The 16,351-nt window shown below is 48.8% G+C and carries 18 protein-coding genes; 14 read left to right on the top strand and 4 right to left on the bottom strand.

Annotation, left to right across the window (positions count from 1 at the left end):
• Positions 1–10 precede the first annotated feature (10 nt).
• From hfq to XMA127_RS03990, 7 genes are all read left to right on the top strand, one after another.
• Complete coding sequence (gene hfq, locus XMA127_RS03960; protein WP_173480700.1) at positions 11–250, top strand: RNA chaperone Hfq; 240 nt, start codon at positions 11–13, stop codon at positions 248–250.
• Between the two features lie 9 nt (positions 251–259).
• Positions 260–1,564, top strand: a complete 1,305-nt coding sequence (hflX, locus tag XMA127_RS03965) for a ribosome rescue GTPase HflX (protein ID WP_173483576.1) — start codon at positions 260–262, stop codon at positions 1,562–1,564.
• A 44-nt stretch (positions 1,565–1,608) separates the two neighbouring features.
• The gene (gene hflK, locus XMA127_RS03970) at positions 1,609–2,811 is read left to right on the top strand and encodes an FtsH protease activity modulator HflK (RefSeq protein WP_173480702.1); all 1,203 of its coding nucleotides are present in this window, start codon (positions 1,609–1,611) and stop codon (positions 2,809–2,811) included.
• A 1-nt stretch (position 2,812) separates the two neighbouring features.
• Positions 2,813–3,694 carry a protease modulator HflC gene (gene hflC, locus XMA127_RS03975; RefSeq protein WP_173483577.1) on the top strand — a complete coding sequence of 294 codons (882 nt, stop codon included), beginning with the start codon at positions 2,813–2,815 and terminating at the stop codon, positions 3,692–3,694.
• 103 nt (positions 3,695–3,797) lie between these two features.
• Entirely contained in the window at positions 3,798–3,992 is a 195-nt protein-coding gene (locus XMA127_RS03980; RefSeq protein WP_173480704.1) for a DUF2065 domain-containing protein, read from the top strand.
• 21 nt (positions 3,993–4,013) lie between these two features.
• Entirely contained in the window at positions 4,014–5,189 is a 1,176-nt protein-coding gene (locus XMA127_RS03985) for an ATP phosphoribosyltransferase regulatory subunit (RefSeq protein WP_173483579.1), read from the top strand.
• 23 nt (positions 5,190–5,212) lie between these two features.
• A complete protein-coding gene (locus tag XMA127_RS03990; RefSeq protein WP_173483580.1) occupies positions 5,213–6,508 on the top strand; it encodes an adenylosuccinate synthase in 1,296 nt (431 codons plus the stop codon).
• 207 nt (positions 6,509–6,715) lie between these two features.
• Here XMA127_RS03990 and XMA127_RS03995 read toward each other — a convergent pair whose 3' ends face one another.
• Positions 6,716–8,236 (bottom strand): aldehyde dehydrogenase family protein, encoded by a 1,521-nt coding sequence (locus XMA127_RS03995; protein ID WP_173480707.1) that lies wholly within the window; start codon positions 8,234–8,236, stop codon positions 6,716–6,718.
• Positions 8,237–8,427: 191 nt separating this feature from the next.
• On the opposite strand from XMA127_RS03995, the gene XMA127_RS04000 reads away from it, so the two are divergent.
• Both XMA127_RS04000 and XMA127_RS04005 read left to right on the top strand, forming a co-directional pair.
• On the top strand, positions 8,428–8,880 hold the full coding sequence (locus XMA127_RS04000; protein ID WP_173480708.1) for a GNAT family N-acetyltransferase: 453 nt from the start codon (positions 8,428–8,430) through the stop codon (positions 8,878–8,880).
• Positions 8,881–8,884: 4 nt separating this feature from the next.
• A complete protein-coding gene (locus XMA127_RS04005) occupies positions 8,885–9,532 on the top strand; it encodes a response regulator transcription factor (protein ID WP_173480709.1) in 648 nt (215 codons plus the stop codon).
• Here XMA127_RS04005 and XMA127_RS04010 read toward each other — a convergent pair.
• The 3 genes from XMA127_RS04010 to XMA127_RS04020 all read right to left on the bottom strand — a co-directional run bounded on the left by XMA127_RS04010 (position 9,529) and on the right by XMA127_RS04020 (position 12,870).
• A complete protein-coding gene (locus XMA127_RS04010; protein WP_173483758.1) occupies positions 9,529–10,863 on the bottom strand; it encodes a hybrid sensor histidine kinase/response regulator in 1,335 nt (444 codons plus the stop codon). The two genes, XMA127_RS04005 and XMA127_RS04010, sit on opposite strands and share 4 nt — an antisense overlap.
• Positions 10,850–11,995, bottom strand: coding sequence for a nitric oxide-sensing protein NosP (nosP, locus tag XMA127_RS04015; protein WP_173483757.1), 1,146 nt, complete (start codon positions 11,993–11,995; stop codon positions 10,850–10,852). Before nosP ends, XMA127_RS04010 begins: the two co-directional genes overlap by 14 nt.
• A 74-nt stretch (positions 11,996–12,069) precedes the next feature.
• The gene (locus XMA127_RS04020) at positions 12,070–12,870 is read right to left on the bottom strand and encodes an inositol monophosphatase family protein (protein ID WP_254442795.1); all 801 of its coding nucleotides are present in this window, start codon (positions 12,868–12,870) and stop codon (positions 12,070–12,072) included.
• 129 nt (positions 12,871–12,999) lie between these two features.
• Between XMA127_RS04020 and XMA127_RS04025 the strand changes: the two genes are divergently transcribed.
• The 5 genes from XMA127_RS04025 (at position 13,000) to iscA (ending at position 16,336) form a co-directional block, all read left to right on the top strand.
• On the top strand, positions 13,000–13,749 hold the full coding sequence (locus XMA127_RS04025; RefSeq protein ID WP_173480712.1) for an RNA methyltransferase: 750 nt from the start codon (positions 13,000–13,002) through the stop codon (positions 13,747–13,749).
• Between the two features lie 89 nt (positions 13,750–13,838).
• Positions 13,839–14,315 carry a Fe-S cluster assembly transcriptional regulator IscR gene (iscR, locus tag XMA127_RS04030; RefSeq protein ID WP_173498926.1) on the top strand — a complete coding sequence of 159 codons (477 nt, stop codon included), beginning with the start codon at positions 13,839–13,841 and terminating at the stop codon, positions 14,313–14,315.
• A 37-nt stretch (positions 14,316–14,352) separates the two neighbouring features.
• Complete coding sequence (locus XMA127_RS04035) at positions 14,353–15,567, top strand: IscS subfamily cysteine desulfurase (protein WP_173480714.1); 1,215 nt, start codon at positions 14,353–14,355, stop codon at positions 15,565–15,567.
• 22 nt (positions 15,568–15,589) lie between these two features.
• Positions 15,590–15,970, top strand: coding sequence for a Fe-S cluster assembly scaffold IscU (iscU, locus tag XMA127_RS04040; RefSeq protein ID WP_173480715.1), 381 nt, complete (start codon positions 15,590–15,592; stop codon positions 15,968–15,970).
• Between the two features lie 42 nt (positions 15,971–16,012).
• Positions 16,013–16,336 (top strand): iron-sulfur cluster assembly protein IscA, encoded by a 324-nt coding sequence (gene iscA, locus XMA127_RS04045; protein ID WP_173480716.1) that lies wholly within the window; start codon positions 16,013–16,015, stop codon positions 16,334–16,336.
• The last annotated feature ends 15 nt before the right edge of the window (positions 16,337–16,351 follow it).

Genomic DNA, 16,351 nt, shown 5'->3' on the forward strand with positions numbered 1-16,351 from the left:
GGTGATGACTATGTCAAAAGGGCAAACCCTACAAGACCCTTACTTGAACGTTTTGCGCAAAGAGCGCGTTCCAGTATCAATCTTCCTAGTAAACGGCATCAAGCTACAAGGCCAAATTGAGTCTTTCGATCAATTTGTCATTCTGCTTAAAAACACCGTTAGCCAGATGGTTTACAAACACGCTGTTTCGACAGTGGTTCCATCTCGTCCTGTAAAACTACCTCAGGTTGACGAAAAGCCAGCTGACTGAGGTTTCTAATTGTTTTTCGATCGTCCCGAATCGGGCGAGACAGCGATTCTCGTCCACATTGATTTTCCTGGACCTAATGCGAATGACAATCCTAGAGAACTAGAAGAGCTGGCTCTCTCTGCCGGTGCTGATCCCGTTGAGTATCTCTTCGGGACTCGCTCCGAACCCAGTTCAAAATTCTTTTTAGGCAAAGGTAAGGTTGAAGAGCTTGCAGAGCTCGTGCGCCTGCATGATGCCAAGCTGGTTATCTTTGATCATTCTCTAACCCCCGGCCAAGAACGAAATATCGAACGTGAAATTGAGTGTCGAGTGCTTGATCGTACAGGCCTGATTCTTGATATTTTCGCGCAACGCGCTCGAACCCATGAGGGTAAGCTGCAGGTTGAGTTGGCTCAGCTTGAACATATGTCGACTCGCCTAATCAGAGGTTGGACCCACCTTGAGCGTCAAAAGGGTGGTATCGGTCTGCGTGGCCCTGGTGAAACCCAGCTTGAAACCGACCGACGCTTACTGCGCGCCAGAATTAAAGCGATTACCGGTCGCCTAGAGAAGGTTCGTAAGCAGCGAGAACAGGGCCGTAGAGCACGTGCCCGTGCAGAGATTCCGACGCTCTCTCTGGTTGGTTACACCAACGCAGGTAAATCGACACTGTTTAATCGAATTACCGAAGCGGACGTCTATGCGGCCGACCAGCTGTTTGCGACACTCGATCCAACCTTAAGAAAGCTAGAGCTAAGTGATATTGGTTCAGTTATTTTGGCTGACACGGTTGGATTTATCCGAGACCTCCCCCATAAACTAGTAGAGTCCTTTCGTGCGACCCTTCAAGAGACGGTTGAAGCTACACTGCTTCTTCATGTCATTGATGCGGTAGATGAAGAGCGTCGTGAGCACATTGCACAAGTTAATAATGTGTTACACGAGATAGGAGCGGATGAAGTTCCTACACTGGAGGTCTACAATAAAATTGATGGACTCGAGGGTGTAGAGCCTCGTATCGATCGAGATGATCAAGGCGTGCCTGTTCGGGTTTGGTTATCGGCTAGAACCGGTGTAGGTACTGATCTTCTTGTTCAAGCGCTGCGCGAGCGTCTGGCCAATGATATGTTCCACGAGATTGTGGAGCTTGATCATAATCAGGGGCAGTTCAGAGCCATGTTGTTTGCACAAAACGCGGTGGTCGATGAACAGTTTACCGATGAGGGTCGTATTAGGTTAGAGGTAAGGCTCCAAGAGAAGGAGCTGAGAAAGATTTTAAGCCGTTTAGATATTCCGCATGAGCGCTATCTGCCGGCTGAAGAAGAGCAGTGGTAACAAGTTTAGCTTGTTTTAGATTTTTAAAGTAATGGAGCAATACTATGGCTTGGAATGAGCCCGGTGGTCGTAAAGACAACCAGGATCCATGGAACTCAGGTGGCAATAATGGCCGCCGTGGTGGATCAGGCGGCCCTGAACAGGGACCACCCGATCTAGATGAAGCGTTGCAGAAGCTGCAAGAACGCTTGAACTCTATCTTTGGCGGTAAACGCTCTGGGGGTTCTGGTGGTTCTAATGGTGGTGATGTTAAAGGACCTGGTGCAGGTTTCTTCGGCATCATTGCTCTGGTTGTAGTGGTTGCTTGGGCTGGCTTTGGTTTCTACACAGTCGATCAACAGGAACGTGGTGTTGTTCTTCGCCTTGGTAAGTACCATGAAACTGTACAGCCAGGTCTGCAGTGGAACCCGCCACTACTGGATGAAGTCACTAAGGTGAATGTGACTCGAGTTCGTACCCACGACCACGGCTCTTTGATGCTGACTCGTGATGAGAACATCGTAAATGTAGAGATGACGGTTCAGTATGTGATCAGTGATCCACGTGCATTTGTTCTTAATGTTCGTGACCCTGAAACCAGTCTGTCACATGCATCTGAATCATCACTTCGCCATACGGTTGGTTCGACTAACCTGGACGGCATCTTGACCGAAGGTCGTGAGATTCTCGCGACACAGGTTCAGGCACGTCTACAAAGCTACATGGACAGTTACGGCACAGGTCTTGCTCTTTCACGTGTCAATATCAAAAACGCAACCGCACCACAGCAGGTTCAAGATGCGTTTGATGACGTGATCAAAGCGCGTGAGGATGAGCAGCGTGTTAAAAACGAGGCGGAAACTTACGCTAACGGTATTGTTCCGGAAGCTCGTGGTACCGCTCAGCGTGTGATCGAAGAAGCGAATGCTTACAAAGAGGAAGTCGTTGCTCGAGCAAGCGGTGAAGCTGATCGTTTCACATCACTTCTGCAAGCATATCAGATGGCTCCTGGTGTCACCCGTGAACGTCTCTACATCGATATGATGCAAGAGGTGTTGGGCAAAACGCCTAAGGTGATGGTGGATGTCGATGGTGGTAATAACATGATGTACCTACCGCTGGATCAATTGATGAAGCGCCAAGCAGATACCATTGCTAACACGCCACGCTCTGTGCGTTTAGATGACTCCAGCATGCGTGAGTTAACGCAGCAGGTGATTAACCGCATCGGCAGCTCAAGCACTAGTACACTACGGGAGGGTCGTTAATATGAAACCGACTTCGATGTTTACATCGGTACTTGCCGTATTGGTGTTGTTGATTGTTAGTAACTCGGTCTACATCGTTAAAGAGACCGAGCGTGGCGTGAAGCTGCAGTTTGGTGAAGTGGTCGAAAGCGATCTAAAACCCGGTCTGCACTTTAAAATTCCATTTGTGAACACCGTTCGTAAGTTCGATGCTCGTGTTCAAACCTTGGATACTCGCCCACAGTCGTTCCTTACCCTAGAGAAAAAACGTCTAGTGGTAGACTCTTACGTTAAGTGGATTATCTCGGATGTAGAGAAGTACTACACCGCAACCTCTGGTGACTCGTTCCGTGCGGCAGATCTTTTGTCGACGCGTATTGAAACCAGTCTGCGTAACCAGTTTGGTACTCGTACACTAACTGAGGTTGTCTCTGGTGAGCGTGAAGAGGTGATGGATACCGTCGTTTCATCACTGACAGAGCTGAGTGAAAAAGAGCTAGGCTTAAGCGTGATTGATGTTCGTGTTAAACGAATCGATCTACCGTCTGAAGTGTCAAACTCGGTCTACCAACGTATGCGCACAGAGCGTGAGCGTCTGGCACGTGAGCTTCGTTCACGTGGTCAAGAGCTTGCAGAAGGTATCCGTGCAGATGCTGACCGTCAGAGCACCGTTATCCTAGCGAACGCTTATCGTGAGTCGGAGGTGACTCGAGGTGAGGGTGATGCAGAAGCGGCACGTATCTATGCAGAAGCATTTAACAAGGACAGTGAATTCTACTCTTTCTACCGCAGTCTTCTTGCCTACAAAGAGTCATTCAATAATGGATCTGATGTACTGCTGCTGAAGCCGGATAGTGAGTTCTTCCGTTACCTGCAGAACGCATCTCCAAACGCGACCAACTAAACCAAGGTCGTGTTAAAAAGCGGGTGCCATTGGCACCCGTTTTCGTGTTAAAATTGATCAACCGGGCGTGCCCCGGTTTTTTTGTGATTTAGCAGTACTTAAGATGTCTGAACTTTGGCACGAGCTTTGGCTCGCATTTTGTTTGGTTTTAGTGATAGAAGGGATCATTCCTTTTCTCTATCCACACCGCTGGCGCTCTATGGTGAGTCAACTGGCGATGGTGAATGATAAGACCCTTCGTGCTTTTGGCCTGGCCTCTATGTTAATAGGCACTGCACTACTCATACTTTCTAAATAAAGAGTATCGGAGTTTTTTATAATGGCGTTGGCTGATCGCTGGCTACTTCCTGACGGTATGAAAGAGTTGCTCCCTCCCGTTGCGCGCGAGGTTGAGCTGGTTCGTCGTCGAGTGTTGGATCTGTTTCATGGCTGGGGGTACGAGTTAGTGATGCCTCCGGTTGCTGAGCACCTTGAGTCACTGTTGACCGGTGTGGGTGGTGACTTAGGTCTGCGTACCTTCAAAGTGACCGATGAGACTTCTGGTCACATGCTCGGTATTCGAGCGGATATTACGCCACAGGTCGCGCGTATTGATGCCCATCGTCTGCGTTCAGATGGCGTGAGCCGTCTCTGTTACTGTGGTTCAGTACTTCACACTCGTGCGGTGAATATGTTGGCATCGCGCAACCCCATGCAGATTGGCGCTGAGTTGTTCGGGCACGAAGGCGTTGACAGTGATGCAGAAGTCATCGCTCTGATGCTCGACACTTTGGTTCAGGTCGGTGTCAAAGGAGCAATCAATCTGGATCTAGGCCATGTAGGTGTATTCACTGAATTGGTTGCCGAAGCGGGTCTTTCTGAAGCGGAGATTGCCAGCTACATCGATATTCTAGAGCGTAAGGCGTTGCCTGAACTGTCGCAATTTGTTGATCAGCTTGATCAATCAGACTCGATCAAAAACAAGCTTGCCGCCTTGGGTACCTTAAATGGCTCAGAGCAGGCGCTGGAGCGTGCACGCGAACTCTTTGCGGATAACGCGGCCATTCTTGCTGCTGTCGATCACGTTGCTGCGATTGCTGATCGTGTTAAAACAGCGCACCCATCAATCGGTATCTACATTGACCTGGGTGAGCTGCGCGGTTACAGCTACCATACAGGTGTTGTTTTCGCAGCCTACTCGCCTAAGTTTGGCCAAGCGCTGGCAAAAGGTGGTCGCTATGACCAGATCGGTGCGGACTTTGGTCGTGCGCGTCCCGCTACTGGCTTCAGTGCCGATCTGAAAACACTGGTTACATTGGCGTTGGATGAAGTGCCAGAGCCAAGTTTGGCGATTTTGGCGCCGAAAATGGAAGATTCATCGTTGGTCCTAGCTGTCGCAGCACTGCGTGCGCAGGGCGAACGAGTGGTTTATGAGCTAGACAATGCAGCAGTGCCAACGCACTGCGATCGTCGTCTGGTAAAAGAAAATTCTGAGTGGACTGTTACCACTCTCTAAGTAAACGAATAGTTGAGATACTAATGGGCAAAAATGTCGTAGTTCTCGGTACCCAATGGGGTGACGAGGGCAAGGGTAAAATCGTTGACCTTCTAACGGATAAAGCATCAGCGGTTGTTCGCTTTCAAGGCGGACACAATGCGGGCCACACTCTGGTAATCGATGGTGAAAAGACCGTCCTTCACCTGATTCCTTCAGGCATTCTTCGTGAAAACGTTCAGTGTTTGATTGGTAACGGTGTGGTGTTGTCTCCGCACGCTCTGTTAAAAGAGATGAAGCAGCTTGAAGAGACCGGTGTTCCTGTTCGTGAACGTCTACGTCTTAGCCCAGCTTGCCCCCTGATTCTGCCTTACCACATTGCGCTGGATCAGGCGCGTGAGATCGCTCGCGGTAATGCCAAGATCGGTACTACAGGTCGTGGTATTGGACCAGCATACGAAGACAAAGTATCTCGCCGTGGTCTACGTCTTGGTGATCTTCAGGATCGCGAGATGTTCGCTAAGAAACTAGAAGAGGTGATGGCGTACCATAACTTCATGCTAGAGAATTACTACAAAGTAGAACCGGTAAGCTACGAAGCGGTCCTTAAAGAGTGTTTCGAAATGGCAGAAGAGTTGCTTCCGCTTGTCGTGGATGTGACCGCTAAACTGCACGAAATGCGTAAAGCGGGTCAAAATATCATGTTTGAAGGGGCGCAGGGCTCTCTTCTTGATATCGACCACGGTACTTACCCATACGTAACCTCTTCGAATACAACGGCGGGTGGTACTTCTACGGGTTCTGGTTTTGGTCCACTCTACCTAGATTACATCCTAGGTATTACTAAAGCTTACACGACACGTGTTGGTGGTGGTCCTTTCCCAACTGAATTGGATTGTGAAATCGGCCAGCGCCTTGCTGAACGTGGCCATGAATTTGGCTCGACTACAGGTCGTGCTCGTCGTTGTGGTTGGTTCGACGCAGTTGCACTGAAACATGCGATTCAAGTGAACTCTGTGTCTGGTATCTGTCTGACTAAACTGGACGTATTGGATGGCCTGGAAGAGATCAAGATCTGTACCGGCTATAAAGATGCTGAAGGTAACGACGTATACTCTTTGAACGGCAGTGAAGATTACGAAAAAGTGACTCCACAGTACCTGTCAGTGCCTGGTTGGAGTGAGTCGACAATCGGTGCTCAAACTCTAGAACAGTTGCCAGAGAATGCGCGTGCATACATCGCTAAGCTCGAAGAGCTAATGGAAGCGCCTATCGACATCGTTTCGACGGGTCCAGACCGTGTTGAAACCATCGTTTTACGTGATCCCTACGACGCGTAATTCGTTGCTTGATACTAGAAAGCCGGCTTAATAAGCCGGCTTTTTTTTGCCAGCAAAGCTGGTATTCCCAGCTCCATTTCATCCGTGAAACCGCTGGATACATCCCATCCTGGATATGCCCAGCTCTATTTCATCCCTGAAACCGCTGGATACATCCCATCCTGGGAATAAAAAAGCCCCCTGGCGGGGGCAAGCACTTTGGAAGCGTTAGAAGAAACCCAGTGGGTTAATGTCGTAACTGATAAGCATGTTCTTGGTCTGTTGGTAGTGATCCAGCATCATCTTGTGCGTTTCACGGCCAACACCTGATTTCTTGTATCCACCAAATGCTGCGTGAGCAGGGTAGAGGTGGTAACAGTTCATCCATACACGACCGGCTTGAATGCCGCGACCCATACGGTATTGAACGTTGCTATCGCGTGTCCATACACCAGCACCAAGACCGAAAGTGGTATCGTTAGCGATTGCCAGTGCTTCCGCTTCGTCTTTGAAGGTACAGACTGAGACAACCGGTCCAAAGATCTCCTCTTGGAAGACGCGCATGTCATTGCTGCCTTTAAGAAGAGTTGGTTGGATGTAGTAGCCTTTGGATAGATCGCCATCCACTGCGTGAACGTCACCACCCATCAATACCTCTGCACCCTCATCACGACCGATCTGTAGGTAGTTAAGAATGCGATCGAACTGCTCTTGTGATGCCTGAGCACCCACCATGGTGTCAGTATCCAGTGGGTTACCACGTTTGATCTGTTTAGCGCGTTCAACCACCATCGCAAGGAACTCGTCTGCAATATCTTCTTGTACAAGAAGACGTGATGGACAGGTACACACTTCACCCTGGTTAAAGAAGGCTAGTACCGCACCCTCAACGGCTTTGCTGACAAATTCAGGTTCAGCGTTCATAACATCCGAGAAGTAGATGTTAGGTGATTTGCCGCCTAGCTCAGTGGTTGATGGAATAATGTTTTCGGCTGCACACTTCATGATGTGTGAGCCAACAGGCGTAGAGCCTGTGAAGGCAATCTTCGCAATGCGTTTGCTGCTAGCCAATGCCTGACCGGCCTCTTCACCAAAGCCGTTTACAATATTAAGTACGCCCGCTGGTAGAAGATCGCCAATCAGCTCCATTAGAACCAAAATTGAGGCAGGAGTCTGCTCTGCAGGCTTAAGAACCACACAGTTACCGGCGGCAAGAGCTGGTGCCAGTTTCCAGGCAGCCATCAGTAGTGGGAAGTTCCATGGGATAATCTGTCCAACCACGCCCAGTGGCTCGTGGAAGTGGTAGGCAACCGTTTTATTATCAATTTCACCAATGCTTCCCTCTTGTGCACGAATACAGCCGGCAAAGTAACGGAAGTGGTCAGAAGAGAGTGGGATATCGGCTGCTAGGGTTTCACGAACGGCTTTACCGTTGTCCCAAGTTTCAGCAACCGCCAGCATTTCACTGTTTGCATCGATAACGTCAGCAATTTTTAACAGTAGGTTAGAGCGTTCTGTAACAGAGGTTGTGCCCCATGCATCTTTAGCTGCTTCAGCAGCATCAATCGCTAGGTTGATATCCTCTTCAGTCGAACGTGGGATTTCACAAATCGCTTCACCGTTTACAGGAGTGTGGTTTGTGAAGTATTGGCCTTTAACTGGTTCTACCCATTGGCCGCCGATGTAGTTGCCGTATTTTGCTTTGAAAGAGACAACAGCGCCTGCGCTGCCTGGATTTGCATAGATCATCGAAGAATCCTCATTTGTTTTTTTTAGTCGAGGGGTTATTGATTAGCCTGACCTCACTATGAAGAGTTTCGATAAGATCCCCTATCGGCCATAAGGCTCTTTTTAATTGGTACTAAAGTACCGTTTTTGAAAGAGCAATGTGGTGTGCGGGAAAGTAGTGATAGAATCGAACTACTTTCAAGGAGTAGTCAGTGACCACAAAACGTTTTCTCAAAACTTTTGACGAGCTATCGATTGATCAGCTTTACAAGATCATGAAACACCGCTCGAACGTTTTTTTCTTAGAGCAGAGCTGTCAATGTGAAGATCTGGATGATAAAGATCAGATTGCGCAGCACCTCTGGTTAGAAAACAGTGCCGGTGAACTGGTTGCCTATGCACGACTCTTCTTACCCAACCAAGTCTATGCTGAATCCTCGATCGGTAGGGTCCTAGTTCCCAAAGCCGAACGGGGAAAAGGGTTTGCAAACACCCTAACAGAAGAGGCGATTCATATACTGGAGACCCTCGCGCCGGGTGTCGCTATTCGCTTGTCGGCACAACTACCCGTCGAGGCGTTTTATCAGCGCTTTGGTTTTCAATCCTATGGTGAAGTCTACGATGAGTGCGGTATTGCTCACATTGGCATGATTCGAGACGCTTAAACCTATGCCTTCTTACCAGTTCCTAGTCGTTGATGATCACCCCCTCTATAGAGAGGCGGTCGTTAATGTTTTAATCGACCTCTACCCCGATGAGCAAGTCGCCGAGTGCGGTCAATTCAGCGAGGTTGATCAACTCATTGAAGCGCAGCAGCCGGACCTGGTTCTATTGGATCTTAATATGCCTGGGGTTCAAGGTTTATCAGGACTGCAACACATTCGATCTCACCATCCCGATGTTGCGGTTGCCATTGTCTCCGCAGAGGAGAATAAACAACTAGTACTGCAAGCTTTAGCACTTGGAGCCGTGGGTTATGTGCCCAAGTCTCTGCCTAAGCAGGCCCTCGGTAAGGCGATAGAGCAAATACTGGCGGGTGATCTCTACATGCCTGCAGAGCTGTTGCGCCAAGCGTCACCTCAGCAGAATAGTAGTCATCAGCTTCACGATACGCTGAGGGCGCTGACTCGAAAACAGCTTTTGGTGTTAGAGCAGCTTGCCCAAGGGCGCTCAAACAAACAGATTGGTGATGAGTTAAACCTTTCAGAGAGCACGATTAAAACGCACGTCTCTGAAATACTGCGTCGATTGGGTGTCGATAACCGTGTTCAGGCGGCTAATCAAGCCTCTTCCATAGACTTTTCGATCTATCTCTAGCCCAACAGCTGTCGCAAGCGCTGCCTAAAGAGTAAAGGCTTTAGCGGTTTGTGCAGCAGGCTAAAACCCTCTTGTCGAATCGTCTCATTGAGACTCTGGCTATGGTTGGCCGTCACGACCAGTACAGGAATATCGATGGAGCTCTGCTCAAGTAAACGCTTTGCTAGATCGATGCCGGTACCCTGATCCAGATGGTAATCTACGATTAACAGATCAACGCTTCCCAGATCGATCTTATCCCCTAAGGCTTCACCGTTCAGTGAGGTCGCGACATTAGCCCCCCAGTGTGTGAGAAGCTGACTCATGGCTTCACAAATGGTCGCATCGTTATCGACCACGAGGATCTGTTTACCCTGAAGGGATGAGGAGAGAGAAGGATGGAGGGTGGATGGATCGTTAGCCGGCTCCTGTGCTCTATTTAAAATTGGGATCTCAAGGCTGAAGACTGATCCTTTGCCCAGTGTCGATGTCACAGTCAACGTATGGTTTAACACCTTTGCAATTTTATCGACGATCGATAGGCCAAGCCCTAACCCTTTATCGTGCGCTTTGTCCGCATTGGGTAGTCGTTTGAACTCATCAAAGATGCTCTTCTGATCCTCTTGGCTAATTCCCTCACCAGTGTCCCATACCTGTATCAGCAATTTGTCACCACGTTGCCTTGCGGAGAGTAGGACGCCGCCTGTTTTGGTATAGCGGATCGCGTTGGTCAGAAGATTGCGCAGTAATCGAATCAGTAGCAGCGAGTCACTGTGTACCCAAGCGTTACAGGTTCGATGTTTAAACTTCAGTCCGGCATGTTGAGCCGCAGCCTCAAACTCCGTTGAGAGTTGCTCCAAAATCGGTGCAACTCTGATATTGGTTTTATCCGCATGGACAACGCCTGCATCCAACTTGGAGATATCGACCAGCGTTCTCAAAAGGTTCTCTACATCGTTGAGTGAACGAGTCATCGAATCTACCAGTGACTTTGGACGATCATCCAAGGGTTGCTCGGCGAGAGTGGTGGCGAACAGTCTGGCGGCATTCAGAGGTTGCAGTAGATCATGGCTAACGGCCGCTAGGAATTTCGTTTTTGAGAGATTGGCTTGCTCGGCGACTTGGTTGGCTTGACTCAGCTCTCTATGGCTTAGGTTAAGCTTTTCCAGCGCTTGGTTCAGTGCATCGGTGCGCTCTCTGACCTGTTCAGCAAGCGTAACGGAATGCTCAAAGGCGGAGTAGGGGTTTGCCAGTTGAACGGCGCCTGACTCCAGTCGCTCTATCAGCGCTTGGTTGATCTTGCGCAGCTTTGCGTTCTCTTTCTGCGCAGCGTCTAACTCAGACTGACTCATTCAACCGTCTCTGTCCGATGGCGACTGCAGTAAAAGTTTGGTTAATATGCATGCCTGAGAATTGCTCACCGTAGGTGTTCAAACCAATCACATTAAAGGCTTTTAGAAGTTCTGAAACCTGCTGATCTTCACCTTTAAGTTCGGCTTCCCTGCGTCGTAAAAAACAGTCGCAGCCAATCACTATCTGTGGTTTTCCAATGCGACTCTCAATGCCATTGAATAGATCGATCAGATTCTCTTTTAAATCCTTGGGCTGCATCAGTGTTAACGCGATGCCATTCTCCATTGCGCAAAAGAACGTCAGGCTGGAATCGGGCTCAATGGATTGGATGGAGCGAATAAAATACTGCTCACCAATTTTGACAGCCAAGGGGTTGAGCGTGCAGATATCGTTATTTAACTGATCGACTGATAGCTCAAGTGCATCGGCATACTCGGTCGCCGCTAGGTCGGCATTGAGTTCATTGACTTTTCTGTTTTGCGGTTCAGCGTCCGTCACCACAAACTTGTTATCGGTTGGGAGTAGGTGGTGGGTTGTAAAAACCTCAAACTCAAATCGTGTATTGACCATCAAAACGGCCGCCGCGTCGGTATGGAAATCACCGTCAAAAAAGACATGGGTGGTGGCTAGATTGACGTCATCACCCGCCGATCCGCCAAAGCTGGGGATTGAGCCAAGTGCAGAGTTGAGGGTGGCAAGAAAGATCTCTTCGTCAATTGAAAGGCCATCAACCAAAGTAATGGCAAAGCCGTTCAGTGCAGCGCTTGAAAGGGTGCACTGTGACCGCAACTGATCCAGCATGGTTTGAGCATCGCCTAGAGTGAAGCGTTTCAGGTTCTTCACGGAGCCGACTTGAACACAAAAATCCTGGTTAGAGAAACCAATGGCTGTAATCGACCCGCGCTCATAGCCGTTAGGGGTTATCTCTCCGGCTGTCGTGCAGCCTGAAATGCCAATGTCATGAAACTGTTCGTTTAATGCATAGCCCAACTTCGCAAGATTGAAAGAGGCTGAACAGAAGAACAGTACAAATTGAATTGAGGGATCGTTGAGCTGATGTTTCAGCTCTTTCACGGCCAGTTCGGGATCGCTGTTGCTGGACGAAGCGGTAAATATCGATTGAGCGTTCACTGTTGTGTTCTTTTTGTTTTTAGAACACCCAGTATAGAAAAAACAGAGGCGGGATCAACCCGCCTTTAGAATGATTATTTAAGGCTATGAACCTTGGTAACCAGTGCTTTAAACAGTTTCGGGTTAGCGGCGATCAGCTCACCTTTGCCGCGGATGTCAGTTCCGCCTGTAAAATCAGCCGATAGGCCACCCGCTTCGCGAAGAATGAGTAGGCCTGCATCGATCTCTTCTGCCACCACGCCTTTCTGAACAACGCCGTCAATTCGACCGGCTGCAGTGTAAGCTAGATTCAGTGCGACAGAACCGGTGCTGAAAATGTCAGCGTTCGCTTCAATCAATGCGCGGTTAATGTTCAGTTGTAGATCAAGGTTGCTCTTGTCTGAAGGACGACCCAAGAAACCGGTTCCGATCAGAGTGCTATCAAGCGCTTTGCTGTTGCTGACACGAAGGCGTTTGCCGTTTAGCTGTGCGCCTTGACCGTTGCTCGCAGTAAACTCTTCACCGGTAATGGGGTTAAGAATCAGTGCGTGTTCAACTTTACCGCGGATAGTTCCAGTAATGCACAGCGCAAAAGAGGGGATTGCGTTTGAAAAGTGAACAACACTGTCGATAGGGTGTACTCGCCACTCACAAGGGTTAGGGCCCTCTTCTTGAGCTGGGTACTCACCTGAATACTCACCGAAGATGCTGTGGTGTGGGTTCGCTTTTTGGATGTTAAACGCAATAGTGCGTTCAACGTTTTTGCACGTATCGCTTAAAAAAGTAGCGACACTCGACTGCTCGCTTTTAATGAGGTCGAGACGTTCTAAAGCGTGAGTGATCTGTTCACTAGCCTGACGGGCAGCCCGTAGGGCGATGTTAACCATTGGTTGCATCAGTAAGTATCCGGAATTGTTAAAAGAGCGAATTTCATTATACCTCAGACCGCTACAAAACCGCTACTATCGAGCAGATGTGATTCATGGCGTCATCTGTTAGAATCACGCCCGCTCAGGGAGAGACAGATGTTAGATAAAATCCGAATCGTGTTAGTTAATACCACCCACCCAGGGAACATTGGTGCTGCTGCGCGTGCTATGAAGAATATGGGGCTGTCTGAACTCTGTCTGGTAGAGCCCAAACTCTTTCCTCACCCTGAAGCCAATGCTCGCTCTTCGAGAGCGGATGATATTCTTGAATCTGCACTGGTCGTTGAGTCGTTACAGGAAGCAGTTGCGGATTGTCAGTTGGTGGTGGGCACCAGTGCTCGAGGTCGTCACATCCCTTGGCCGATCGTTAACCCTAGAGAGTTATCAGCTCAGGTTTCAGAGCGACTCTCCCACTCTTCAGATGATTTCAAAGTAGCTATTCTGTTTGGTCGTGAAGATCGTGGCTTAACCAATGAAGAGCTGCACGCTTGTCATCTGCATGTTCATATTCCGACCAATCCCGATTTTAGCTCATTAAATGTCGGCGCAGCTGTGCAGGTGATCGCGTATGAACTGCGCATGGCGCTGCAAGAGTCGGTGGTTGAAGAAGCGCCGCAATGGGGTGTGGATTGGGATATTGAGTTGGCAGATCAAAAAGAGATTGAGCTGATGTTTAATCATCTTGAGCAGACACTGATCGATATTAAGTTTCTCGAGCCTGATAATCCAAGACAGTTAATGACTCGGTTAAGAAGACTGCTACTAAGGGCGGTACCAGACAAAGTAGAGGTCAATATTTTGCGTGGCATTTTGACCAAGATAAATCGCTCAATCCGTAAAGATTAATAGTTGACTAAAATTGTAGGATTAATAGTTGACTGTTTTTGTAGGGTTTTAGATAATACCTTTAACACAATAGGGTGTAGGAAGGTCTTATGCGACTTACAACCAAAGGGCGATATGCCGTAACCGCGATGCTTGATTTGGCGCTCAACAAAGAGAAAGGACCAGTCAGTTTGGCGGATATTTCTGAAAGACAGGGTATCTCTTTATCCTATCTTGAGCAGCTTTTTGCCAAGTTGCGTAAGTGCGCACTGGTGACCAGTGTGCGGGGGCCAGGTGGAGGCTACCAGCTCAATCTGGAGTGCGAACAGATTACTGTAGCATCTATCATCGATGCGGTTAATGAATCGATTGATGCTACAGGCTGTAACAGCCAAGGTAACTGTCAGGCCGGTGAGACCTGTTTGACGCACCATCTGTGGAGCGATCTTAGCGATCAGATCCACAACTTTCTTAGTGATATTAGCCTTGCAGATCTTTTGAAACGCAGGGATGTAATGGCTGTTGCAGATCGTCAAAGCCAAAGTACGGCAGCTGACGGGTTAATTCCCTCTGTTGCCAGCGCATAAGAGCCATAACTCAGTTTAACGTTTTTGGAGAGAGAGTATGAAACTGCCGATCTATCTAGATTACTCAGCGACAACACCGGTGGACCCTCGTGTTGCTGAAAAGATGATGGCGTGCCTTACCCCAGATGGTAACTTTGGTAACCCAGCGTCACGTTCGCACCTGTTTGGTTGGAAGGCGGAAGAGGCGGCTGAGACTGCCCGTCGCCAGGTAGCAGAGTTGATTGGTGCAGACCCTCGTGAAATCGTCTGGACCTCAGGCGCTACCGAATCGGATAACTTGGCCATTAAAGGTGTTGCGCACTTCTACCATAAGAAGGGTAAGCACATCATTACCTCTAAGATTGAGCACAAAGCGGTCCTCGACACCTGTCGCCAATTAGAGCGTGAAGGGTATGAAGTGACCTACCTAACACCGGGTAGCGACGGTCTGATTACGCCACAGATGGTGGCAGATGCGCTTCGCGATGACACCATTCTTGTCTCTCTGATGCACGTCAACAATGAGATTGGCACGATTACTGATATTGCGGCGATCGGTGAATTGACTCGTAAGCACGGTGTGCTGTTCCACGTAGATGCTGCGCAAAGTGCTGGCAAGTTACCAATCGATATGGCCGAGATGAAGGTCGATCTAATGTCACTTTGTGGCCACAAAATGTATGGCCCGAAAGGTGTCGGTGCACTGTATGTGCGTCGTAAGCCACGTGTACGTATTGAAGCTCAAATACATGGTGGTGGCCATGAGCGCGGTATGCGCTCAGGTACTTTGGCAACTCACCAGTTGGTTGGTATGGGTGAAGCCTGCGCGATTGCTCAAGCATCGATGGAGCAAGAGCATAAGCGTTTGGCTGAACTTCGTGATCGTTTCTGGTCACAAATCAGCGATATGGAAGAGGTTCATATCAATGGTTCTGTTGAGCAGCGCTACCCAGGCAACCTGAATGTGAGTTTTGCCTTTGTTGAGGGTGAATCACTTCTGATGTCTCTGAAAGATTTGGCGGTCTCTTCTGGTTCTGCTTGTACATCAGCAAGCCTTGAGCCCTCTTACGTGCTACGTGCATTGGGCCTCAATGATGAGATGGCGCACAGCTCGATCCGTTTCTCTTTTGGTCGATTTACGACCGATGAAGAGGTGGATTACGCAGCGGCACAAGCACGTGTGGCCGTAGAAAAACTTCGTGAATTATCGCCTTTGTGGGATATGTACAAGGACGGTGTGGATTTAACTAAGGTTGAGTGGGTACATCACTAATACTCAGTGAGAGGAGATCAGCATGGCTTACAGCGATAAAGTAATTGATCACTACGAGAATCCTCGTAATGTTGGCAAAATGGAAAGTGATGATCCACACGTAGGTACCGGCATGGTCGGTGCACCTGCATGTGGTGACGTAATGAGACTTCAAATCAAAGTCAGTGATGACGGCGTGATTGAGGATGCAAAGTTTAAAACCTATGGTTGTGGCTCTGCCATTGCATCTAGCTCATTAGTGACTGAATGGGTCAAAGGTATGACACTGGACGAGGCGGCTGAGCTGAAAAATGCTAAAATCGCTGAAGAGCTAGCGCTTCCTCCCGTTAAGATTCACTGTTCAGTTTTGGCAGAAGATGCAATCAAAGCAGCCATTGAAGATTACCGCGGCAAGCAGAAGTAATCGCATTTAACCTCTGGTAGACAGTTTAGGTAGAAGGTTTTTATGTCAATTTCGATGACGTCAGCAGCTGCTAACCATGTGGCTAAGTATTTAGAAAAACGCGGCAAGGGCATTGGTATCCGTTTAGGGGTTAAGACCTCAGGATGTTCAGGCATGGCGTACGTTCTGGAGTATGTTGACGAACTTAACAGTGAAGACTCTGTATACGAGTTTGAGGGCGTTAAGGTTGTTGTTGATCCAAAAAGCCTTGTCTATCTAGAGGGTACAGAGCTCGACTTCGTCAAAGAGGGGCTCAACGAAGGCTTTCAGTTCAATAACCCGAACGTCGCCAGTGAGTGTGGTTGCGGCGAAAGTTTCCATGTTTAAACCGGTTAAGGCTTA

The organism is Marinobacterium sp. xm-a-127 (assembly GCF_013283425.1).
GTDB lineage: Bacteria > Pseudomonadota > Gammaproteobacteria > Pseudomonadales > Balneatricaceae > Marinobacterium_E.